Source organism: Cuspidothrix issatschenkoi CHARLIE-1 (assembly GCF_002934005.1).
GTDB lineage: Bacteria > Cyanobacteriota > Cyanobacteriia > Cyanobacteriales > Nostocaceae > Cuspidothrix > Cuspidothrix issatschenkoi.
Genome location: NZ_PGEM01000011.1, coordinates 1 through 23,371, shown reverse-complemented (window position 1 = coordinate 23,371; position 23,371 = coordinate 1). Strand labels below are relative to the sequence as shown.

Below are 23,371 nucleotides of genomic sequence, written 5' to 3'. Positions count from 1 at the left end.
ACATGAACATCTTCAAAGCCAGACACAGACTGCTTTTTAAATTTTCGGACAGGTCTATTAGCAAGAGTGCGATCGCTGTTGAGATTAAAGCACAGCATTGACGAACAGCAAAAAATGAGTCAACAGAGAGAAGACTTTGTTTCTCGTCTCACCCATGATTTACGTACTCCCCTAGTAGCTGCGGATCGAATGCTAAATTTATTTTTGCAAGAAGTCTTTTGTCAGGTTTCTCCAGAAATGAAACAAGCACTTAAGGTGATGATTCGCAGTAATCAAAATCTCCTGGAAATGGTGAATACTTTACTAGAAGTTTATCGCTTTGAAGCTGGTAAAAAAACCCTTAACTATCTACCCTGTAACTTGACCACCATTGCTACTGAAGTAGTCAGTGAATTAACTCCCTTAGTACAAGAGAAAAACCTCATTCTCATATTAGACATCCCCACAGAAAATCAAGAAAGAATTGTTAACGGTGATCCCTTAGAACTACGAAGAGTATTCCATAACTTAATCGGTAATGCCATTAAATTTACTGATACTGGCAATATCACCATCCGCATTTTAGAAACCTCATCTCCCACAAATCACACCGATAGAGTCATAATTGAAGTTGAAGATACCGGTTATGGTATTGCGTCCGAAGATCAAGCAACAATTTTTGAAAGATTTCGTCCAGGTAGAAATAAAAAATCCGGTAGTGGTTTAGGATTACACCTTTCCCAACGCATTGTTGAAGCACATGGAGGGACAATCACAGTTTCATCAACACCAGGTCAAGGTAGTATCTTCCAAATTCAACTCCCCAAAATCAACTCAGCATATAACAGGGAATAGATTTTAAAGTCTTGTGGAGTATAGTTTTTTAGGTAAATCTTGAATCTCATTCAACTGCATACCCCTACCCCACTAGACTTAGAAAATCGAACATAGCTGATCAAATTTTTTACCTAAGAAACGCCGGATAATTGCTTCAAATTCTTCAATCATATAAGGTTTACAAATATAATCATCAAAACCAGCTTCAAGAATACATTTTTTCTCCTCATTCCCTGTTAAAACAGTCACAGCTACCACAGGTATATGACAAGTTGAAGATTCTTGTTTAAGATATTGAATAACATCTAACCCATTCATACCTGGTAAAAAAATATCCAATAAAATTAAATCCGGTTGATATTTCTTGGCTAGTAATACCGTTTTTGAGCTTTCATTATGACAAATAGAGTAACAACCCAGCAAATCTAATGTATAACTCATTAACAGTAAACTATCATTATTATCTTCTATCACTAAAATCAAAGGTTGTTGAGGTTTTTGCCTTGTTTTATCACTCATGAATGAATGTGCTAAATACATCTCGTCTCCAGAGTAGTTAATAGGGAGTAGTCACCTTTATCAGCCCAAAATTAGACCAATATGTAAGTGATAATTGGTTTTACTCCTCACCAATTGCAACAGGAAAGTAAAACCCTGTTTTAATACTTTTACCAGATATATTTTGATTATATGCAAAATTCTCAATAAATTTATTTACAAAAAGCAACAAATTCAAACCCCCTACTTCTCTCACAAACAGTGGTTATTTTTGTTTTTTTTATTCAGGGGAATGTTAACATTTGGGAAAATAAGTAGTTGATTACTTAAATCCTATCCTGCTGTTTGCACTGTGGCAGGAGTAATGTATTTAGTACAAATGTGGCATTCACTGAGGGCTTTTTTGTCAAAGTCCATAGGGTTAAGTCTGATTATATTTTTACATACTTATTATTTATCGTATCAATAAATACAATTTTGACAATCCTTTCGTTTTACATTGGTAAAAAATCCGCTTCTTATTGTAAATTTTTGTAAAATTGATGTCTTAAAGACTAGAAACCTGCTTATTAGATAGCTAAACTAACAAAAAGTGCATCTGTACTGTTAACTTATCAAAATTGTAAATGTGGCACTATAGCCTAAATGATCCCAGTCCAACTTATTATCAAAAACTTTCTGAGTTACCGTGATGCAGCTTTAGATTTTAGCGGCTTGCATACGGCCTGTATTTGTGGTTCTAATGGTGCAGGAAAATCTTCTCTCCTAGAAGCTATCACTTGGGTGATGTGGGGTGAAAGCCGGGCGACTGTTGAAGATGATATCATTCATGCTGGAGCAAAAGAAGTCCGGGTTGATTTCACTTTTCAAAGTGGCCAGCAAACCTATCGGGTAATTCGCAACCGGGTAAGGGGTGGAACTAGCATTTTAGAATTTCAAATTGAAACTCCCACTGGGTTTCGTGCTTTGACTGGTAAGGGTTTAAAAGCCACTCAGGATATAATTCTCGAACATATCAAGCTAGATTATGACACGTTTATTAATTCGGCTTACTTACGCCAAGGTAAAGCCGATGAATTTATGCTCAAACGTCCTGCTGAACGCAAGGAAATTCTAGCGGAGTTGTTAAAATTAAATCAATATGATGAATTAGAAGAACGGGCAAAGGATAGCTCTAAACTTTATAAACTTCGAGGTGAAGATTTAGAACGTTCTTTAGAAAATATCAAAATTCAACTTCAGCAACGGGAAGCAACGGAAAACCAACGCGCAGAGTTAGAAGCGCAACTGAATGATTTGCAACAAATACAAGCTTTTGAAAATATTCAATTACAAAGTTTGCAAGTTATCCAACATCAAAGGCAAAATTGGGAACAACAATTAAATTTTGTCCGGCAACGTTATGATAATTTAAGTCAAGATAGCGATCGCCTACAACAGGAACAATTAGCCGTAAAATCCCAATTAACCGATTTAGAAAAGATTATCAATCAACAAACAGATATTCAAGCCGGTTATGCCCAATATCAAAATCTGCAATCCCAAGAAGAAATTTTTGCGGCTAAATTTGAACAATATACCCAAGCTACCAATTTAAAACAACAAAAACAACAACAGTTATATAAACAAAATCAAGAATTAGAGCGCCAATTACAACAAACAGAAGCTCAATTAGCAGCTTTAGAACAACAAGAACAAGAAATTGCCCAAACTTTGAGTAAATCTGGAGATATCGAAGCAGGGTTATTAAAATTAAATCAAGCCCGTGAGCATTTGGTCAATTTAGATCAATTACAAATGCAAGTCACGCCATTATTGCAACAAAGGGCAAGTTTGCAAAGTCAATTAGACCGCGCTCATGCTAGTTTAGTGGCACGATTGGAACAAATGCAAGCCATAGAAAATCAATTGCAAAATCAACATCGTCGTCAACCCCAACTACAACAAGCTGTGATGGAGGTAGGAACGCAAATTGAAGAATTGGAAAAAAAGCGCGTTTATCTGCAAAGAGTCCAAGAAAAAGGTCAGGAAAGACGACACTTTATTGAACGTTTGCAAGCTCACCAACGAGACTATGAAATATTGTTGGGAGAACTAGAACAAAAATTGCAAATGCTACAAAATCCTGATGCAACTTGTCCTTTATGTGAACGTCATTTAGACGAACATCATTGGAGTCGAGTTGTAGAAAAAACTCAATTACAATATCAAGATACCCAAGGACAATTTTGGGTAGTGCGAGAACAAATGGCGGTTTCAGATCGGGAAATTCAGGTACTCAGACAGGAATATCGGGAAATCTCCCAAATGTTATCAGGTTATGATACCTTACGCGAACAAAAAGGCAAATTAGCCGCCCAATTACAAGCTAACAGCGATATTCAAGCCCAATTACTACAAATTACTGCGGAAAAACTACATTTAGAACGTTCTTTAGCAAATGGTGATTATGCACCGGAAAAACAAGCGGAAATTCAGCAATTAGATCAATATATTCAACAACTTAATTATAGTGAACAAGACCACGCCCTTGCTCGTAGTGAGGTAGATAAGCTTCGTTGGGCAGAAATTAAACAAGGGGAAATTAAAGACGCAATTAAAAGGCAGAAAAAATTAACAGTTAGAAAACCAGAACTATTGGCAATAATTACTCAATTACAAACCCAAATTCAACAAGGTCAAACAGATTCTGATTGTGCTAAAGAAATTGCTGCTTTAGATGCACAAATTACCACAATTGGCTATAGTTATGAACAACATAATTACCTGCGTCAAGGTGTACGTAAAGGTCAAAATTGGCAGTTACGTCATCAACAATTATTATCAGCACAAGAACAATATCCCCAATTAAGAAATAAATGCCAAGATTTAGAAAATTCATGGCAAAAAATCACCCAAGAGAAAGCAATATTAGCTCAACAAATTGAGGATATTGTTAAACAATTAACTGCTAGTGATAATCCAACAGTGCAAATTAATGCCTTAGAACAGCAGTTAGCAAACCGCAGACGGGAATTAGATGATAAAATTTCCCACTTGGGGCAATTAAAACAAATGGCTCACCAATTGGAAACTTTACAAAATCAATATGAGCAGGAAAAAGAACAATTACAAATCTGCAAACAACAACAGCGTGTTTATCAAGAATTAGCCCAAGCTTTTGGTAAAAATGGCATTCAAGCTTTAATGATTGAAAATGTTTTACCCCAACTAGAAGCAGAAGCTAATCAATTACTTTCTCGGTTAAGTGCAAATCAATTTCACGTCCAATTTGTTACTCAAAAAGCGGGCAGAAGTGGTAAATCTAGCAAGAAAAATGCTAAATTAATAGATACTTTAGATATTTTAATTGCTGATGCTAGGGGAACGCGATCCTATGAGACTTATTCGGGAGGGGAAGCTTTTAGAATTAACTTTGCCATTCGTTTGGCCTTAGCAAAATTATTGGCACAAAGGGCAGGAGCAGCTTTACAGTTATTAGTAGTAGATGAAGGTTTTGGGACTCAAGACGGGGAAGGATGCGATCGCCTAATTGCGGCAATTAACGCTATATCTGCTGATTTTGCCTGTATCCTCACTGTCACCCATATGCCCCATCTCAAAGAAGCTTTCCAAGCCAGAATAGAAGTGAGTAAAAATCAGCAAGGTTCACAGTTACAATTGTTGATGTAATACCCAGATCCCGGACTTCTTAAAGAAGTCCGGGATCTATATCATCTATATCTTATTTGCTGATGCTGAGATTAATTACTGACTTTGACGGGCCAATTATGGATGTTTCGGAACGGTACTACCGTGTTTATCAGTTATGTCTAGAGAAAACCCGATATCCTGAACAAACAATTACAGAACTTTCTAAAGCCGAATTTTGGCAACTCAAGCGATCGCACACTCCCGAAATCCAAATTGCCTTAAAATCAGGTTTAGATCAACAGCAAGGGCAAGAATTTTCCCAAATCCGTAAACAAACAGTTCATACTCTGCCTTATTTCCAGTATGATGTCCTTGTACCGACTGCACTAAATGCACTCAGCAAAGTTCAAGCTGCTGGGGTTGATTTAGCAGTAATGACGATGCGACGGGTGCGAGAACTGGATTATGCTTTCAATCAATATGATTTAGGGAAGTTTTTCCCAGAAAATCGCCGTTATTGCCTCAGTAACGACTATGTAAAAACCCGGGATGTCGAAGATAAACCTTTATTAATGGCTAGAGCCTTGGCAGAACTCCCTCCTGCTGCGGATACTTGGATGATAGGAGACACAGAAGCCGATATTACTGCTGCCAAAAAACATAATATTAAAATTATTGGAGTTGAATCTGGTATCCGCGATCGCCACCAACTAGAATCCTATCAACCGGATCTGATTCTGCCAGATTTAAAAACTGCTGTAGATTTTATCCTCAATCAGTAATCACGAGAATGGGTAATCGGCCATCAACCAATTACCCATTATCTAACGCAAAAAGCTACTTACCAACCACATCAATATAAAAGTTAACAGCGTGGAAAACTGATTTGCTGTCACATTGATCAATGGTAATGGTAATACCCAGCCAGCAATTAAACCACCAACTATTAAACCAACAATTAAACTAACGAGTGTAAATAAAACTGCTCGACCAAACTTTCCTTCCTTGCGATTGAGAAAATAAACACCAATACCCACTCCAAGAACTAATGCCAGTTGTAATACTTGCTCGCTCCCACCTGGATAAAACAGACTAATTGCACTTAAGCCCACATACCAAGCTGCTGGTACTAGCACATCTGTCAAGATTGGCTGATCTAAACTTCTCTGTAACCATTCAGGACTCTGGCGATTCAGGTTTGGACTGGCTTGGGTAGAAGATTGAACTCGGATTTCTGGAAATCTGATGCGCTCAGGGACTTTGATTTTACCTTCTTGGCGCATCCGTAGACGCTCCATTAAAATCGCATCATAAGCAGCTTCAATAACTTCCTGGCTATTGCCCTCAGCACCATGTTGTTCTAACAGGCGATTACGAGCATCCTGAATTTCATCGAAACTTGCGTCTTCTGATACCCCAAGTTTTTCGTAGGGATTTTGATCACTCATGGGAGGTTATTACTTCAGATTCAGTCAGCGACAATGTAGGTATTTTGCAAAAAAACAATTTTAGATTTTATATTCAGTGAAAAAAATCTACAAGGAGAAACATATACTTGTCTACTTAACCGTCAACGGAGGACTAAATTAAATAGATTTGGCATTTTCCTGCTTTCCTTCAGCCACATTCAAGAGGCCAGCTAAAGCGGCTCTAGAATCGGTTTTTGTCCACAGAGGTAAGTTGCTTTCCTTGAAACACGCTCAATAGACATCTGGAGGTAATTAAATTTGCATAACCACCAAACCTTGGTAGAGACAATTCATGAATTGTCCCTAGGATAATTTTCACTCCTATGTCTAATAATTATACACAAAGCTTGCAGAACCGGATAACGAAGAACCTAATGAATTGAGTTTTAGTGATCAACTCCTGGGACTTGATTATAGCAATAGTTTGTGTAAATTTTTATCACAAAACTAAATCCGTATTTAAGGCTTAACCATTAACAAACAAAGAATTTTTTTACAAGTTATAGAGCAAAAGAGCATAAATAGATAAGTAACTATCTATATTATACATCTTAACTTATTTTATCCTGTAACCAGAGTAGTAATTTGAGTTTGTTAATTAAATTAATTTAAAATTTAGCGGCTAGGGAAGAGGTGACGGGTGCTACCCCACAGTGACAGGTGATAGTGAATTAGTAGTTGAATTGGTAAGAAAAAGAATAAGAATAACATTCTCCCCTGCTTCCTGACTCCTGCTATACTTGTAAAACAAAAAGTATATTATTTAACAAGAATGCTTTAACAGTAATTTACAATTCACAAGAAAATGGCATCAATCCATGACAAAGCCGATCATCAGCACATTTACTTTTATACAATCCATAATAAAAATTACAGTTTATGGAAATAATCAGGATCATTATCTCTCTGGAATGTAAATTTTGAATTACTGCCACAGTAGAAACATAAGACTGCGTTCTTAGGCAATCAAGTTGATTAGTCCTAATATTTTTGTACAAAATAATGGCCATGGCTGCTGCCAAAATTCTTGTAGTTGACGACGATCCTGCGGTTCGGAATCTAATCCAACGCTTTTTGCTCAAACAAAATTATCAAGTAGAGTCGGCTGAAGATGGTAAGACTGCTCTGAGTATATTTGAAAAATTTAACCCTGACTTGGTAATTCTGGATGTTAATTTACCAGACGTAATCGGCTTTAATCTCTGTCAAGAAATGCAAAGTCGTAGTGGCGTATTTGTATTACTTTTGACTAGCAGAACAGATGAAGCTGATAAAATTCGTGGTTTTTCTAAGGGTGCTGATGACTATCTCACCAAACCATTTGGCTTGGGAGAATTAGAGGTCAGAGTAGCGGCAATTTTGAGGCGGCAGCAGGTTGTTACCAATGTAGAACAGCAACGCCTCATCTTTGATAAGCTGACAATTGATCCGGTGAGACGGGAAGTATTACTTGATAATGAACTAATTCCTTTAACGGCTTTGGAATTTGACCTATTGCATTTTTTAGCTAGTCATCCTGGCCGGGTTTGGGGACGATCCGAACTGATACAAGAAGTTTGGGACTATGAATATGTTGGAGATCAAAGGGTTGTAGATGTCCATATCGGACAAATCCGCAAGAAAATAGAGATTGATCCTAGTCAGGCAACATTAATTCAGACCATCCGTGGCGTAGGGTATAAGTTTGAATCTCCTAACTCTCCCTAGAGAAAGGCAAAAGGCACAAAGGCAAGAGGCAAAACTTGACTGAAGAGAAAAGCCATTCTGCCATGCCAAATTGGGTATAAGTCCCTCTTTTGCCTTTTACCTATTCCCTATTGATTATTGGTGAAATAAAGTTTCTAAGTAGATACGAGCCGCCCGGCGATCACTCTCGCCGTTTTGGAGCAAAAATAGTGATAAAGCTGCGGTTAATACTCGGTTCTGATCCCAATCAGGATGGTTTTCTAAATAGCTATTGAGAGATTCTTTTAGTGTTTCGGGAATTTCGGTAAAGATAGGCACTGTTGCGTTCATAAAATTTTCCTGTAAGTCAATCACGAGGAGTTACTGGTGTTCATTTTTACTCAAGCCTAAGTCATACTCTGCAAATAAAGCAGGGTTAGGGAACTTAAAATCAACTAGAAAACAAGGTTCAGATATACAGGGATGGACAAGGAGGTGAAGATATTCTGAAAATCCTTAACCACAAAATGACAAGGTTGTTACTCTTGCCCCTTGGTTCTTGCCTGCTGCTTTCATAAACCTGAACAAAATAAAACTTAAGACTCATCATTTTGCGCTCACAAGGGGTGGATTTGTCAATGCTGCGAAATGTTAAAAATTAGGAGTTACAAATAAATCTTCACGAATGAATCAGCCTTAAGACTATGTTTTTTTTACATAACTTAATACAAACTCCGTTATTCCATCATCAGTAATTAAAAATTAACAATCCCCAAGAAATCAGCAACATCCGATTAGCTCGCAGACTATCTGTGGAAAACTGGCAAATTACCTGTGGAAATCCTGTGGAATATATGAGGAAAAGGAAAGTTAATAATAAGAATTACAAAAATATCAAGATTTCCTGACATATCAAGTGAATAAAATGCTAATATGCTACTATCAATAAAAACATTTAATTTTTAGTATACAAATCAACGTTCATACTCAGGTAATTTGCTGGTTCAGAGTAGACTAAAGGCAAGTTAAGATAAAAGAAAGTAGTGATTTATTGTAATTTCTACAATAAAAGTCTCTAATCTTGCAAAGTCTGAATTTTTGTCTGAGAACTGGGAATGTTAGACCAAATATTTGATTACCTCAACTTACATTTCAGCATTGAAGCCTCTATAGTCCTATTAATCTTAGTCTTTTTAGAGGCAGTGTTATCCGCTGACAATGCCATCGCCCTCGCTGCGATCGCCCAAGGACTAGAAGATAAAAAATTAGAAGGTCAAGCTTTAAACATAGGTTTAGTTGTTGCTTATGTATTAAGAATTACCCTATTGTTAACAGCAACTTGGGTACAGCAATTTTGGCAATTTGAACTATTGGGTGCTGGCTATCTTCTATGGCTAGTATTCCAACATTTTAGTTCTGAAGAAGACGCAGACAATCATCATCACGGACCACGCTTTAGTTCTCTATGGCAAGCGATACCAGTAATTGCCTTTACTGATTTAGCCTTTTCCTTAGATAGCGTCACCACAGCAATCGCCGTTTCTCAAGAAACATGGTTGGTCATTACTGGTACAACCATTGGTATTTTTACCTTACGATTTATGGCCGGATTATTTATCCGTTGGTTAGATGAATATGAAAATTTAGCAGACGCAGGTTACATCACTGTAGCTTTTGTAGGTTTACGTCTATTGCTAAAAGTCATCAACAATGATTTAGTTCCACCAGAATGGCTTGTAGTTACTGCTATTGGTATTATTCTAGCCTGGGGCTTTTCTAAACGAACTGTAGTGGAATTAGTCCCAGAAGAACGGGAAAAAACTCAAGTCACAAAGTGAACAAAGGGAAGAGGCAAGAGAATTTTTTTCCCTTCTCCTCTGCTCCTCTGCTTAATTACTCACTCAACCAAGCTTTTGAATGAGATTGCCAAGCAACTAACTCTTCATCTTTAAACCAGAGAGCAATTTCTCTTTGGGCGGTTTCTTGAGCATCAGAACCGTGAATAAGGTTACGACCAACATTAATACCAAAATCGCCGCGAATTGTTCCTGGTTCTGATGTTAGGGGGTTAGTTGCCCCAATAATCTTTCTAGCTGCTGCAACAACACCTTCACCTTCCCAAACCATTGCTACCACAGGGCTAGAAATAATGAATTCAACTAAACCAGTGAAAAAAGGTCTTTCACGGTGAACATCATAATGTTGTTCAGCTAATTCCTTACTGACTTTCATAAACTTCAAGCCAACAAGAGTAAAGCCTTTAGTTTCAAATCGGCGAATAATTTCACCCACCAAGCCGCGCTGTACACCGTCAGGCTTGATTGCTAAAAATGTGCGTTCCAAGTCTGTCTCCAAAAACATAATCAAATTTCGATGGGTTAATTGTCAGTTGTCTTGATGTCTTTTGTCTAGTGGTCTTAGGAATTTTTCCCCAGAAATACGGATAACTAGATGAAGAGGCAATAATTAAAAAGCAATGATTTGGATGGCGCTGTTCCTGAAATGGTATAAGCAAAGACCCTTAATCAGAAATTATTGTTAGTCGTATATCCTTTACCAGACTATGTTTGTTAAATTGTTATTTCGTGGGCGAAACACAGAGGTCAGAAATGGGTGCTGAGTCAACTGCTGATGAAATTGTAAAAGTTCCATCTAATGGACATAAAGCTGAATTGAGAAGCCAAAAACAGAAACAAATGTTAGCACCTAGTAAAAGTGCGGCAGATATTTCTCTTCCTTGGAAAATTGAGAACAGTGAAGACCTATACCGGATTGAAGGTTGGGGTAAGCCTTATTTTTCGATTAATGCGGCTGGTCATGTGACTGTTTCACCCAAGGGTGAACGCGGGGGGTCATTAGACTTGTTCGAGTTAGTCAACGCTCTACAGCAACGAAATTTAGGTTTACCGATGTTAATTCGGTTTTCCGATATTTTGGAAGATCGAATTGAGCGATTAAACGCCTGTTTTGCCAAAGCGATCGCTCGCTATAACTATCCTGGTGTGTATCGGGGGGTATTTCCCGTCAAGTGCAATCAGCAAAGGCACTTAATTGAAGATTTAGTCAGATTTGGTAAACCCCATCAATTCGGTTTAGAAGCAGGTTCTAAGCCAGAATTAATGATTGCCTTGGCACTGCTGGATACACCAGGAGCATTGTTAATTTGCAATGGCTACAAAGACCAGGAATACATCGAAACAGCGATGTTATCCCAAAAACTCGGACAAACAGCAATTATCGTTCTAGAGCAAATTGAAGAGATAGATTTAGCGATCGCCGCTAGTCGTCAATTGGGAATTAAACCCATTTTGGGAGTCAGAGCAAAATTAAGTACCCAAGGGATGGGACGTTGGGGAACTTCTACAGGCGATCGCGCTAAATTTGGCCTGACCATTCCCGAAATTATGGAAGCTGTGGAAAAATTAGGTGCAGCTAACTTACTCGACTCTTTGCAATTATTACACTTTCACATTGGTTCTCAAATTTCTGCTATCAATGTCATTAAAGATGCCATCCAAGAAGCCAGCCGCATTTATGTGGAGTTGGCAATGTTAGGGGCAGATATGAAATATTTAGACGTTGGTGGTGGTTTGGGTGTAGATTACGACGGCTCTCAAACCAACTTCTACACCTCAAAAAACTACAATATGCAAAACTATGCTAACGACATCGTAGCAGAGTTAAAAGATACCTGTGATGAAAGGCATATTCCCGTACCTACATTAATTAGTGAAAGTGGTCGAGCGATTTCTTCCCACCAATCGGTTTTAATCTTTGATGTTCTTAGCACCAGTGATGTCCCCCTTGATCCTCCTTCTCCTCACCAAGATGGAGAATCCCCAATCATTAAATACCTCTGGGAAACCTACCAATCCATCAACAAAGAAAATTACCAAGAGTTTTATCACGATGCGGCTCAATTCAAAGAAGAAGCCATCAGTCGTTTCAATTTAGGAATTTTACGCCTCAATGAACGCGCTAAAGCCGAACGCCTTTACTGGGCTTGTTGTCAAAAAGTTTTAACTATCATCCGTCAGGAAGAATACGTACCTGATGAGTTGGAAGACCTAGAAAAAATCATGGCTTCCATTTACTATATCAATCTGTCAGTGTTTCAATCAGCACCGGATTGTTGGGCTATAGATCAACTATTTCCAATCATGCCTATCCATCGTCTGGATGAAGAACCAACCCGCAGAGGAATTTTAGCGGACTTAACCTGTGATAGTGATGGGAAAATAGACCGCTTTATAGACTTGCGGGATGTGAAATCAGTATTAGAACTGCACAAATTTGAGCCAGGAAAACCCTATTATCTAGGAATGTTCCTGAATGGAGCGTACCAGGAAATTATGGGTAATTTACATAATCTCTTTGGTGATACTAATGCCGTTCACATCAATTTAACTCCCAAAGGTTATCAAATTGAACACGTTGTCAAAGGCGACACCATGAGTGAAGTAGTTAGCTATGTCCAGTATGACGCTGAAGACATGGTAGAAAACATTCGTCAACGTTGTGAACGGGCTTTAGAAGAACAGCACATCACCCTGGCAGAATCTCAGAGACTACTACAAACTTACGAGCAAAGTTTACAAAGGTATACTTACTTGAAAAGTTAGGTTTGGTAATTGGTAATTGGTAATTGATAATAACTTATTACCCATTACCCATTACCCATTAACTAAATTGAATTTGTTCCTAGCAATTCAGCGATCGCTCTATGTTCTAAGGGCGTTTCTAAAGGTGGAGTTTGACGTGCATCTGTAATCAGCCAATCTAAAGCCGCAGCTTGGACATCAATGGCCGCTCCTGTTTTATCTACACAATAACGCCCAAACACCAGCTTATCTACTAAGCGGACTCCTGGAGCTAAACGCGACCATTCAAAAATTACACTGTTATCTACAGTTGCCCCACTACAAATCCAGCAATTAGGACCGATCATTGCTGGGCCAATAATTTTCGCCCCATCTTCAATTTTGGTCATCCCTCCAATATAAACAGGTCCAGTGATATCAACTTTATCCCAGTTAACGGATACATTTAAACCAGTAAAAATACCAGGAGCAACTTCATGACCAGGGATTTGCACATTTTTGATTTCTCCTGAGAGAACACCCCGAATTGCCCGCCAGTAATCTGGAACTTTACCGATATCTACCCATTCAAAATCCATAGGAATGGCATAGAAAGGCGCATTATCCGCTACCAATTGGGGAAATAATTGGCTACCAATATCATATTCCACTCCAGAGGGTATATATTTAAACACTTCAGGTTCAAAAATATAAATACCTGTATTGATATTAGTGCTAAGAGCTTCTGCAACAGTTGGTTTTTCTTGGAAGGCTTGAATGCGGTTATCGTCGTCAGTAACCACTACACCGTAGCTAGAGACTTCTTCTCTGGGAACTGATTTAGTGATGATGGTTGCTATTGAACCTTTGGATTTATGCCACTTAACCGCCGCACTTAAATCTAAATCAATTAAAGCATCACCACACAATACTACAAAGGTATCATCAAAAAACGGTGAGAAGTCTTGAATCCGCCGCATACCTCCAGCCGAACCAATGGCTTCGCCCACGAGTTTACCATCATCATCAATTTTACCTTCAAAAGAATAGGCAATCTGCACGCCAAAGCGTTGACCATCACGGAAATAACTTTCTATTTCTTCCGCTAAATGGCTAACATTGACCATAATTTCGGTAAAGCCATGTTGACGTAATAACTCTAATAAAAATTCCATCACTGGCTTTTGCAGGATCGGAATCATGGGTTTAGGAATTGTATACGTTATAGGACGGATACGTGTACCCTTTCCCGCAGCTAGAATCATTGCTTTCATAGTTCAAAAATTTTTCCTTAAAAACAAGCCAGTTGACTTTTGAATTTAATTGGTAAGAGGCACGAAGCAGCACCTCGCCTTACTTCGACCCTTTCACTAGCTCAGGGCATCGCAAGCAGTTAGCCGAACCGCTGCCCCTCTTCTCCCCAGACACCTACACAGGTAAGCGAATTTGAATTTCCTGGTAAAATTCTTGTTGAAATAGCTCAACTTTAGATTGGGCGGAGAGCAATAGTAACGCCCAAAATACGCTGACTAAAGTACCCTGTTTTGATTCGTGGTGAGAGCTATCTTTATCTGGTTTTTTAGTCTGTATCCACAAATCTATCAGTTGTTCGAGATTCCAACATTGTTCCTCTAAATTTTGGTCTTGGGTAGCACGATGTAACACCTGTTCTAGTTCTGACGCGACCTCCGTTAAGTTTTCTTGGTGTGCTAACTCTAGGGCTTCCCGCATAGTTTGCACACTGGACTGACCCTTGATTCGCTTAGATTTCTTTTCGGTTTGTACCAGTTTTAACTGGGTGGCCATTATTTGCAACTGATCTATTAACTCTTGTAAAGTTACGCGGCGTTTTGGTGGGGGCATGGCTGCCGGACGACGACGCAGGTGTTGTTCTAGTTGCAAGCGATGGACGGGATACAATAATCCATTTTCAATGCCTAATAGTGTATTATCTACGACTTCTTCTTGGGTATTATATACTGTTGACAGTTGCATTAATGTGTTAGCTTTAAATAATACAAGCATTGATGCTGATAGAAAAGCCTGTCCAGATTGAGATAAGTCGCTTTCATAACCTCTAATAGTTGCTTCTGGAGACATTAATTGTAAGTAATGATCAACTACTTCGATAACGCGCACGTCCCAAGGGTTAATTTCTCCTTTTTCTGCCTGGGAAATTAGTTGTGTAATAGTTTCTAATAATTCGGTTGCATTCATAGTGAAAAGTTTAGGAGTTCAGGAGTCAGGAGGCACAGGGGCAGGGGCGAAGGAGTTTAAAGGAGTTTAGGAGGAAGAAAGAAGGAATGACAATTACCAGTCACCAATTACCAATTAATTATTTATTCATCTTGTGCTATTTCTGACTCGTGATTACCCCGAAAATGGGAGACAAAATCACTATGGTTACTGGTTGTGATGGCATCGAATGTACCTTTGATAGTTCCAGCAATTGGTACGGCCACAAGTGTTCCTAATAAACCGGCGATTTCAAATCCCATTAAAATGGCGATAAAAATCCAGAGTGGGTTGAGTCCAATAAAATTACCCATTAATTTTGGTGCGAGGAGATTATCTTTAATTTGTTGCATGATAACTGCCATTGTAGCGACTGGGAAGGCTAACCACCAATTTTGGATTAATATCAATAAAGTTACCAGACCAATTCCCAGAGTTGCACCAACTACGGGAATAAGTCCAGAAATACCGATGATAATGGAAAATAATAAGGCAAAGGGGACTCTGAGAAATAAAAATATTGGTGTTAGGGATAGGATTGTAAACAGTGCTAGTAGTAGTTGGCTAAGAAAAAAGTTTTGGAAATTTAACTGTAAGGATTTGCTAAAGGGAATACCAATGTTGGATGGTAGGAGATTGATCAGTCCAGTCCAAACGCGATCGCCATATATGAGCATATAAAAGGCGAGAACTATTACCAATATGACATTTAGTAATCCTGATAATAGTGTACCGGCAAATCCTACTGCCCCGGAAGCTATTTGTTGGACTAAATTCTGAATATTTGCATTGATTTGGTTTGTGATAAGTTTTAAATCTATAGATAATCGTCGCTGCTTTGCTATACTTTCTAAATGATCCAAATTGGCTTGACTAGTCGCTAACCAGTCCGGAATTTTATTTAAAAGCTGAATGGTCTGGTCTATTAACATTGGTAAGAGAGTAACACCTAAAACAATAAATAAAGTTAAAGTAAATATTAGAACGATGATTACTGCTTGGGTGCGATTAATTCTGATTTTCTCAAATAATTTAACTGGGTAATTAAGTAAAAAGGCTAAAATTGCCGCAATACTGAGGATAGTAATGGGATTTTGGAAAAAACGAAATAATAAAGACAGTAGCCAGATATTGAGGGCGATAATTGGTCCACTGAGTCCATAAATTAAGAGAGTTTGTAAGGAAGCAAAGGAGCGCATCTGATTTAATGTATAAGCAGGAGGGCTTCAGAGGCAGGAAAGGAATGATTTGAGATGGTGTTATCCATACTGCGTCATTACACTGAAACCGTGTTTAGTACTATTACGAGTAATTTCCCCAAATCTATTCATGCCGTCACATATCAAGGGTTTTTACTGCAAGTGCAAGGATTTGTTTTTGCCTTCACTCTCCAGTAAGCATTTATTTAATAGATGAATTTTATACAATAAATCTTAGTATTCTTGAAGGTTGCTTCTACACAGCCACAGTTAGTTTTTGATGCCTTGCTTCCCAATTGAAGCTCTACATCCCATCCACTATTTTATTATCGGGAACTTGGGTTAACTATTGAACTATTGTGGTTGATAATATTGTGGAGTTACCACAGGTGTTGGATAACTCCCTAGAGGTATATTATTAATCATCCCATTTGGCATATTTGGATTAGTTGGATTCATTAATGGTGGTGTAATAGGTGGCTGCATCAAGGGAGGCATAGGTGCTGGATAATTAGGAATTGGTTGATTAACTGGTTGATTGATTGGTTGGTTAACTGGTTGATTATTACTAGGATTGCCCGGTGTAACTTTAGCTTCACTAAAATGCTGGTAAGCAGTGCTAGAAATAGAATTTATTAATTTTTCCGCAAGCGGATCATTATTAGGACGTTGAACCATAATAGCGGCGATATAGCGCTTACCAGTTGGAACATCTACCAAACCTACATCTCCTAACATTGTGCCAATATCACCTGTTTTGTGATAAGCATTTGCGCCTTTTCCTAACCCAGCAGGTAAAAGATTATCTCTCTGGGTGCGACCCATAATATTGAGTATTAAATCACGCGATCGCATACTAACAACATTACCTTGATTCACCATCAAGATTAAATTTGCCAATTCTTTCGGACTGGTGGTATTAGTCCCTTCTAAATCTGGCAAAGAATTACGAATCATTGTTGTTGTCAATCCCCAACTGCGAAAACGCGCATTTACTGACTCTCGACCCCCCAATTTAGCAATGATCATATTAGTGGCTGTGTTGTCACTAATAGTAATCATCTTTGTGGCCATATCAATAGCCGTGTATTTAGTTCCTGGGGGTTGATACTGTACATTTCCCGAACCTCCAGCAATCATTTCTTTTTCCAGGGTTAACTTTTCATCTAGGCGGATTTTACCTGCATCAACATCCTCGAAAAAAGCAATTAAAATTGGAATCTTAATCGTACTAGCAGCAGCAAAACTAGTATTCCCATTAATATCTACATAGCTACCATTATCTAAGTCTAATAAAAATATCCCTGCCGTCAAAGTAGAGTTAGATGTACTAAGAGTTTGCAAACTATTTTTTAAAGGTGTGATTTCTTGGGATAAGTATAAGCTTGTATTCGGGGTTTCAGATACTTCTTGAGGGGCTGGAGCTTGAGAAGTAGAACCAACATAGCTAATGCGATTAGCAGGGTCGAGGACTGATAAAAACGTACCAACTATCGCACCAATACCGACACCGACAATCAACAATCGAACAGCATATAACATGGTTCTGGCGATGGGTTTTAACCTGGTTTTCCGGGATGCTGCTCTTCTTTCTATTTTCGGCTTTTCTATGCGTACCGTTTTTAGTCTCACATTTCCTGGTGGCGAAATTTGAGTATTTTTCCTGACTGCGGTAAGAGGTTTCACCCCTGGAGGCATGATTACCCGTGATGCTGGTCTTAGCCCACCAGACCCAACAGGAGCAGGACTGATATTATTATTTTTAATCTGAGTTATTGTTGCCGTTTCTCTTGGGCTAGAAACTGGCTGTTGATCAATTACTTTTTTCTGTGCTGTCTTGGAGACAGGACGTTTACGTCGGCGACGCTGTGCAGGTTGCCTCCGTGATATAGGTATGAGTTTGCCACTTGATTCTGACATAGTTGTTTTTTCTCACCCTCGACCCAGATTATTAATTGATGCATCGTTATACTAACTTGATCTGTGAGGACTAAGTAGTATCGCCGTAGTCAGTTTACGCTATATTTAATTTATTTAGAGTAATGACTGCGTATATAATAACCCAATTTATTCAGGATTTAGTTGAACTCCCTTTCAGAGAGTTCTGGAGTAAGTCGAGCAATTCTGCTGTATGTGGTTTAATATATAGTAAATGTCTTAATTTTTCTTTAATAAATTTTCCGCTAGAAACACAAATGATGGCAGCAGACTATGCAAACATTGATATTGCGCCATTTATTGATCACTCTCTGCTATTACCAATTGCTACCCCAGAGCAGATCAGTCAGTGGTGCGAACAAGCGTATAGATTTAACTTTGCAGCAGTTTGCGTGAATCCCTGTTATGTGAAGCAAGTAGCAGAACTGCTGCATCACAAAAAGCCTCACGTTTGTACAGTCATTGGTTTTCCCAATGGGGCGACAACCTCAGCCGTAAAGCTATATGAAGCTAAGGAAGCAGTAGAAAATGGGGCTACTGAGTTAGATGTAGTCATAAACATCGGATGGTTGAAAGCAGGGGAAACAGAAGCAGTTTACGGGGATATTGCCCCTATTTGTGAAGAAACTGGACAGTCTGTAAAGGTAATTTTAGAAACCAGTTTGCTCACAGATGCGGAGAAAAAAATGGCCGCCGAAATCGCCATGGATGCAGGTGCAACATTCTTGAAAACCAGCACAGGTTGGAATGGTGGTGCAACAGTAGCAGATGTTAAGCTGTTAAAAGAAATAGCAAAGGATCGGGTCGGTATCAAAGCATCAGGAGGTATTCGTACTCACCAGGATGCCATAGATTTAATTGTTGCTGGTGCGACTAGATTAGGTACATCTCGCGGTGTAGATTTACTCCGTCAACGCCATAACCCAGACAAAGAAAACAGTGAGTAGTCATTTCCTCATTATCAGATTCAAATGAGGTACAACCATAATTAAACTTTTGTGGTGTGGGCATACTATGGCTAACGCCAGGCTACGCGAACGACAAGCTCAGTACAAGTCTTGCCCGCAAAATGTGTACCTCATACCTTCGCAAACTGCTGTATTTTGCCACTGAGAACTGACTGGGAATTTTAGATTTTAGATTAACAGCACTTACCCAATTGTCACACAAAAAAATCCGTTATAGGGTGCTTCATACTGCATAAATCATGTAAATAAACAGATTTTTGATATCTGACCTGGTTGGTGAGCTTGCCGAACCAGACCCTACCAATGTGCCAGTTCCGTAAGTCCTAAATTAAAAAAATTTGGTCAATCCAAAATCGCGTGACCACTGACTAAACATGAGTAAAACCTACAAAGTAACTGGCATTAATCTCAAAACTCAACCTCTAAGTGAATCTGATAAGATAGTAACAATCTTAACTCCAGAGTTGGGATTGATTCGAGCGATCGCTCCAGGAGTTCGCAAACAAAACTCCAGTTTAGGCGGGAGAATGGGGATTTTTGTCATCAATGAATTACTCATTGCCCAAGGGCGAAATCTCAATAGAATTACTCAAGCCGAAACTATAAAAACTTACCCTAAATTATCCCAAAACCTGGCGAAACTGGCTGCTAGTCAATATTTAGCGGAAATAGTCTTGTGCCAAGCTTTAAGTGATCAACCCCAACCAGAACTTTATCAAGTATTGGCTGAAAGTTTTCAGAGTCTAGAAGCTATTCCCAAAACCGAGATCGAATCTGTGCTACCCCAGCTAGTCCATGGCATATTTCAACTTTTATCCTTAGCTGGACTGACCCCGGAACTAGAATTTTGCTGTTTAAGTCAACGCCTATTAACTCCAGACTGGACAAATCCCTATTGGGAAGTGGGATTTAGCATTCCGGCTGGAGGGATAATTTGCTTGGATGCCTGGAAAAAACTGCGAAAAGAAATAGGGCAAGGAAAATGGGACAATAGAGACATAAAGGAAAAAACAAACAGAACTGTTTCCCCTTCTCAAAACCCAAACCCCCATCCTAGCTATGAAACCGTTTTTCATCAGCCAGATTTACCAATAATTTCCCGTCGTTTGAATGGGAAAGAACTGGTTATGCTTCAACATCTGTCCAAAACAGAGATAATACAAATAGATATGGTCGCCGATTCTGGCTGGCTATCTGTTGAGCAAACTTTGCGACAGTATACTCAGTATCATTTGGGACAACCTATTCGCTCCGCTACTTTGATTGACTCCTATTTTGCCGCCAACCATGATGCAATCGTCTGATTTAGATAGAAAAGGCCGGACTTTCTCACCGAATGACGCTCAAAAAAAGCAGAGAACATTAGATAATAATAGTGCTTCTCGACCTAAACTTACTCCTATTCATAGCCTAGAAATGTCATCACAGGATATTTCTCACGATGAAAGTTACAAATCAGAAATTCCCTTGACTGATATCCCTCAACCATCAGCCAAAAAATCTGAAGAAGCATTAAAAATTACAGAAACCAATGGTAAAATTAGTCAAGCGGAAGATAGTCTGCTATCAACAGAAACTCATCCACCGGATGGGGTTGATACACAACACCAGGAAGGTTTTTTACCTGTATTAAAGAATCCCAATTTTTTGGCTCTTTGGGCAGGTCAGGTTTTCTGTCAATTAGCTGATAAAGTTTATTTAGTATTGATGATTGCTTTGATCAATAGCCAATTTCAAGCTAGTGATCAAAGTATTAGTGGCTGGGTTTCAGCTTTAATGATGGCCTTTACTATTCCTGCCATATTGTTTGGTTCTGTGGCGGGAGTATTTGTGGATCGTTGGTCAAAAAAAGTTGTTTTGGTAGCATCAAATATTTGGCGGGGAATTTTGGTATTAGTGATTCCTCCCCTATTATGGTTAACTCACAGTTGGCGGAATGTGGGTGTTTTACCTGTGGGATTTTTAATTATTTTAGGTGTGACTTTTTTAGTTTCTACCTTGACTCAATTTTTCGCCCCAGCAGAACAGTCAGCAATTCCTTTAGTTGTCAAAGAAAAGGATTTATTATCAGCTAATTCCCTCTATACAACCACAATGATGGCTTCGGTAATTGTCGGTTTTGCTGTGGGTGAACCAGTGTTAGCATTAGCAGATAATCTCTGGGTAAAATTAGGGGGTAGTGGTGGTCTAGGAAAGGAAATTTTGGTCGGTGGTAGTTATGCGATCGCTGGATTAATATTATCTCTCCTAAAAACTAGTGAAAAACCTCACCCTCCAGAAACAGAATTTCCCCATGTGTTCTCAGACTTGCGCGATGGCTTAAATTATCTTCAAGAAAATCATCGTGTTCGTAATGCTTTACTACAACTAATTATCTTATTTTCTGTCTTTGCCGCCCTAACTGTCTTGGCAGTTCGCATGGCAGAAATTATTCCCAACATGAAAGCTTCCCAATTCGGCTTTTTATTAGCATCTGCTGGCTTAGGTGTAGCAGGTGGGGCAGCCATTCTGGGTCAATTTGGCCAGCGCTTTTCCTATAAACAACTCAGTCTTTGGGGTTGTCTGGGCATGGCAACATCTTTAATTGGCTTATCAGTCTTCACCACCCAACTTTGGGCAGTCCTATTATTTATAGCCTTAATGGGAGTATTTGGTGCTTTTGTGGGTATCCCCATGCAAACCGCAATTCAAACCGAAACCCCCGCCGCTATGCGAGGTAAAGTATTTGGATTGCAAAATAATGTCATTAATATTGCCCTGTCTTTACCTTTAGCTTTAGCTGGTGTAGCAGAAACTTTTATCGGCTTAAAAGCAGTATTTTTAACCTTAGCGGCAATTGTTTTAGTCGGCAGTTTATTTACTTGGTATAATTCTGGTGAATCGTCGGAGAGCAAATAATCAACCACTGCATCAAACTATCGGGTTTTATGCTAAACTTAATCCAGCAAGAGGTCAAATACTTGCTAGTAAACAACTAAATAATCAGCAAATTAAGTTGTGATGATATTGAACAATTCATAACTCGATTAGCATCATAAATAAAGCTATTTATAGCAGATTGTAAGTCAATGAGGCATAAAATGAAAACCTAAAGTCAAACACTAATAGTGTTTTGCCTCCTGCCATCTGCCTCCTGCTACATCTATCACAACTGCATAATAAATACAGTATAGTTTTCACTCGGTTTTTTTATAGATAATCAAAGAATGCGTATAGCTTGGATTGGAAAAAAAACACCCTTTTGCGGTAACGTCACCTACAGTCGAGAAATTACCAACGGATTGTTAGACAGAGGACATGAGGTTAGTTTTCTCCATTTTGCCCAAGAGGAAACAACAACAGATAACTGGCCTAATTGTCAAGAAGTTCCTTTACCGTTTATTTACAAGTCCCAAGTTTACACAATTCCCTCTTTTAAAGCTACTAAGGTTTTGAAAGATTCGCTACGGGAAATTAAGCCTGATATAGTTCACGCTTCTTTGACTCTTTCAACTTTAGACTTTGTTTTACCAGAAATTTGTGAAGAATTAAATTTGCCCCTCATTGCCACTTTCCACACTCCATTTGCAGGTAAGGGCGCAAAATTAATCTCTAGTACCCAATTATTAGCTTATCAACTCTACGCGCCTTTTTTAGATCATTATGATCGGGTGATTATCTTTTCCCAAATTCAGCGCGAATTGCTATCAAGTATGGGTGTGGGAGAACACAAAATAGCTGTTATTCCCAATGGTGTAGATACCGTTAAATATTCTCCCGGTGTTTCTCAAGTCAAAGCCGAATTTGGGGCTGAACGTTTATTTGTTTATCAAGGCAGAATTGCCCCAGAGAAAAACGTTGAATCTCTTTTGCGGGCTTGGAAGCAATCAGACATGGGATCTGATACTAAATTATTAATTGTGGGTGATGGGCCATTAAAACCTTCCCTAGAGTCATTTTACGGACGAGAGTATGGAATCATCTGGTTAGGATTTATCGCTGATGAAGATCGCCGCATTGAAATTTTGCGGGGTGCGGATGTATTTATTTTACCTTCTTTGGTAGAAGGTTTATCACTATCTTTGTTAGAGGCTATGTCCTGCGGTTTAGCTTGTCTGGGTACTGATGTTGGTGCAGATGGAGAAGTTTTAGAAAAAGGTGCAGGTGTAGTAATTAGCACTAACGGTGTGCGATCGCAACTCAGAACCCTGTTACCACTATTCCAAGATCATCCAGAGTTAACAACATTATTAGGACAAAAAGCCAGAAAGCGCGTATTAGAACGCTATACCCTGAATGATAATATCACCCAACTAGAAGAACTTTATACTCAAGTTCTCGCCCAGCGGCCTTTAACATTAAGTTGGGGGGTGTGAACTACCACACACTGA

At 38.8% G+C, this 23,371-nt stretch carries 17 protein-coding genes and 2 pseudogenes; 11 read left to right on the top strand and 8 right to left on the bottom strand.

The annotated features are described in order from the left end of the window. Positions 1-54: 54 nt before the first annotated feature. Positions 55-834: pseudogene (locus CUN59_RS01665) on the top strand (sensor histidine kinase); the annotation flags it as partial. Between the two features lie 78 nt (positions 835-912). On the opposite strand, the gene CUN59_RS01660 reads toward CUN59_RS01665, so the two are convergent. Then, positions 913-1,356 carry a response regulator gene (locus tag CUN59_RS01660; protein WP_104386205.1) on the bottom strand — a complete coding sequence of 148 codons (444 nt, stop codon included), beginning with the start codon at positions 1,354-1,356 and terminating at the stop codon, positions 913-915. Positions 1,357-1,959: 603 nt separating this feature from the next. Here CUN59_RS01660 and sbcC point away from each other — a divergent pair. Then, on the top strand, positions 1,960-4,986 hold the full coding sequence (gene sbcC / locus CUN59_RS01655) for an exonuclease subunit SbcC (protein ID WP_104386204.1): 3,027 nt from the start codon (positions 1,960-1,962) through the stop codon (positions 4,984-4,986). Positions 4,987-5,048: 62 nt separating this feature from the next. Next, complete coding sequence (locus CUN59_RS01650; RefSeq protein ID WP_104386203.1) at positions 5,049-5,729, top strand: HAD family hydrolase; 681 nt, start codon at positions 5,049-5,051, stop codon at positions 5,727-5,729. A 42-nt stretch (positions 5,730-5,771) separates the two neighbouring features. Here the strand turns inward: CUN59_RS01650 and CUN59_RS01645 are convergent, their stop codons facing one another. Next, the gene (locus tag CUN59_RS01645) at positions 5,772-6,395 is read right to left on the bottom strand and encodes a CPP1-like family protein (protein ID WP_104386202.1); all 624 of its coding nucleotides are present in this window, start codon (positions 6,393-6,395) and stop codon (positions 5,772-5,774) included. A 1,029-nt stretch (positions 6,396-7,424) separates the two neighbouring features. Between CUN59_RS01645 and CUN59_RS01640 the strand changes: the two genes are divergently transcribed. Then, positions 7,425-8,123 (top strand): response regulator transcription factor, encoded by a 699-nt coding sequence (locus CUN59_RS01640; RefSeq protein ID WP_104386207.1) that lies wholly within the window; start codon positions 7,425-7,427, stop codon positions 8,121-8,123. Between the two features lie 114 nt (positions 8,124-8,237). Here CUN59_RS01640 and CUN59_RS01635 read toward each other — a convergent pair whose 3' ends face one another. After that, positions 8,238-8,432, bottom strand: coding sequence for a DUF2811 domain-containing protein (locus CUN59_RS01635; RefSeq protein WP_104386201.1), 195 nt, complete (start codon positions 8,430-8,432; stop codon positions 8,238-8,240). 764 nt (positions 8,433-9,196) lie between these two features. Here CUN59_RS01635 and CUN59_RS01630 point away from each other — a divergent pair. Next, positions 9,197-9,919, top strand: a complete 723-nt coding sequence (locus CUN59_RS01630) for a TerC family protein (protein WP_104386200.1) — start codon at positions 9,197-9,199, stop codon at positions 9,917-9,919. Positions 9,920-9,974: 55 nt separating this feature from the next. Here the strand turns inward: CUN59_RS01630 and ndk are convergent, their stop codons facing one another. Continuing rightward, positions 9,975-10,424: a nucleoside-diphosphate kinase gene (gene ndk / locus CUN59_RS01625; protein ID WP_104386206.1), complete on the bottom strand. Its 450-nt coding sequence runs from the start codon at positions 10,422-10,424 to the stop codon at positions 9,975-9,977. A gap of 266 nt (positions 10,425-10,690) precedes the next feature. Here ndk and speA point away from each other — a divergent pair, with 266 nt between their 5' ends. After that, complete coding sequence (gene speA / locus CUN59_RS01620; protein WP_104386199.1) at positions 10,691-12,703, top strand: biosynthetic arginine decarboxylase; 2,013 nt, start codon at positions 10,691-10,693, stop codon at positions 12,701-12,703. A gap of 62 nt (positions 12,704-12,765) precedes the next feature. Here the strand turns inward: speA and CUN59_RS01615 are convergent, their stop codons facing one another. The 3 genes from CUN59_RS01615 to CUN59_RS01605 form a co-directional block, all read right to left on the bottom strand. Next, positions 12,766-13,935 (bottom strand): nucleotidyltransferase family protein, encoded by a 1,170-nt coding sequence (locus tag CUN59_RS01615; RefSeq protein ID WP_104386198.1) that lies wholly within the window; start codon positions 13,933-13,935, stop codon positions 12,766-12,768. A gap of 154 nt (positions 13,936-14,089) precedes the next feature. Next, entirely contained in the window at positions 14,090-14,878 is a 789-nt protein-coding gene (locus CUN59_RS01610; protein ID WP_104386197.1) for a segregation/condensation protein A, read from the bottom strand. A gap of 122 nt (positions 14,879-15,000) precedes the next feature. After that, entirely contained in the window at positions 15,001-16,095 is a 1,095-nt protein-coding gene (locus tag CUN59_RS01605; protein WP_104386196.1) for an AI-2E family transporter, read from the bottom strand. A gap of 72 nt (positions 16,096-16,167) precedes the next feature. On the opposite strand from CUN59_RS01605, the pseudogene CUN59_RS22560 reads away from it, so the two are divergent. Continuing rightward, a pseudogene (locus tag CUN59_RS22560) lies at positions 16,168-16,293 on the top strand (IS982 family transposase); the annotation flags it as partial. Positions 16,294-16,449: 156 nt separating this feature from the next. On the opposite strand, the gene CUN59_RS01595 reads toward CUN59_RS22560, so the two are convergent. After that, entirely contained in the window at positions 16,450-18,015 is a 1,566-nt protein-coding gene (locus tag CUN59_RS01595) for a serine hydrolase (protein ID WP_104386195.1), read from the bottom strand. Between the two features lie 278 nt (positions 18,016-18,293). Between CUN59_RS01595 and deoC the strand changes: the two genes are divergently transcribed. The 4 genes from deoC to CUN59_RS01575 all read left to right on the top strand — a co-directional run bounded on the left by deoC (position 18,294) and on the right by CUN59_RS01575 (position 23,356). Then, entirely contained in the window at positions 18,294-18,980 is a 687-nt protein-coding gene (gene deoC, locus CUN59_RS01590) for a deoxyribose-phosphate aldolase (RefSeq protein WP_104386194.1), read from the top strand. A 395-nt stretch (positions 18,981-19,375) separates the two neighbouring features. Then, positions 19,376-20,305 (top strand): DNA repair protein RecO, encoded by a 930-nt coding sequence (recO, locus tag CUN59_RS01585; RefSeq protein ID WP_104386193.1) that lies wholly within the window; start codon positions 19,376-19,378, stop codon positions 20,303-20,305. Further along, entirely contained in the window at positions 20,289-21,899 is a 1,611-nt protein-coding gene (locus tag CUN59_RS01580) for an MFS transporter (protein ID WP_438501797.1), read from the top strand. The genes recO and CUN59_RS01580 overlap by 17 nt, the downstream gene beginning before the upstream one ends. Before the next feature lie 308 nt (positions 21,900-22,207). Beyond that, positions 22,208-23,356 carry a glycosyltransferase family 4 protein gene (locus CUN59_RS01575; protein WP_104386191.1) on the top strand — a complete coding sequence of 383 codons (1,149 nt, stop codon included), beginning with the start codon at positions 22,208-22,210 and terminating at the stop codon, positions 23,354-23,356. The last annotated feature ends 15 nt before the right edge of the window (positions 23,357-23,371 follow it).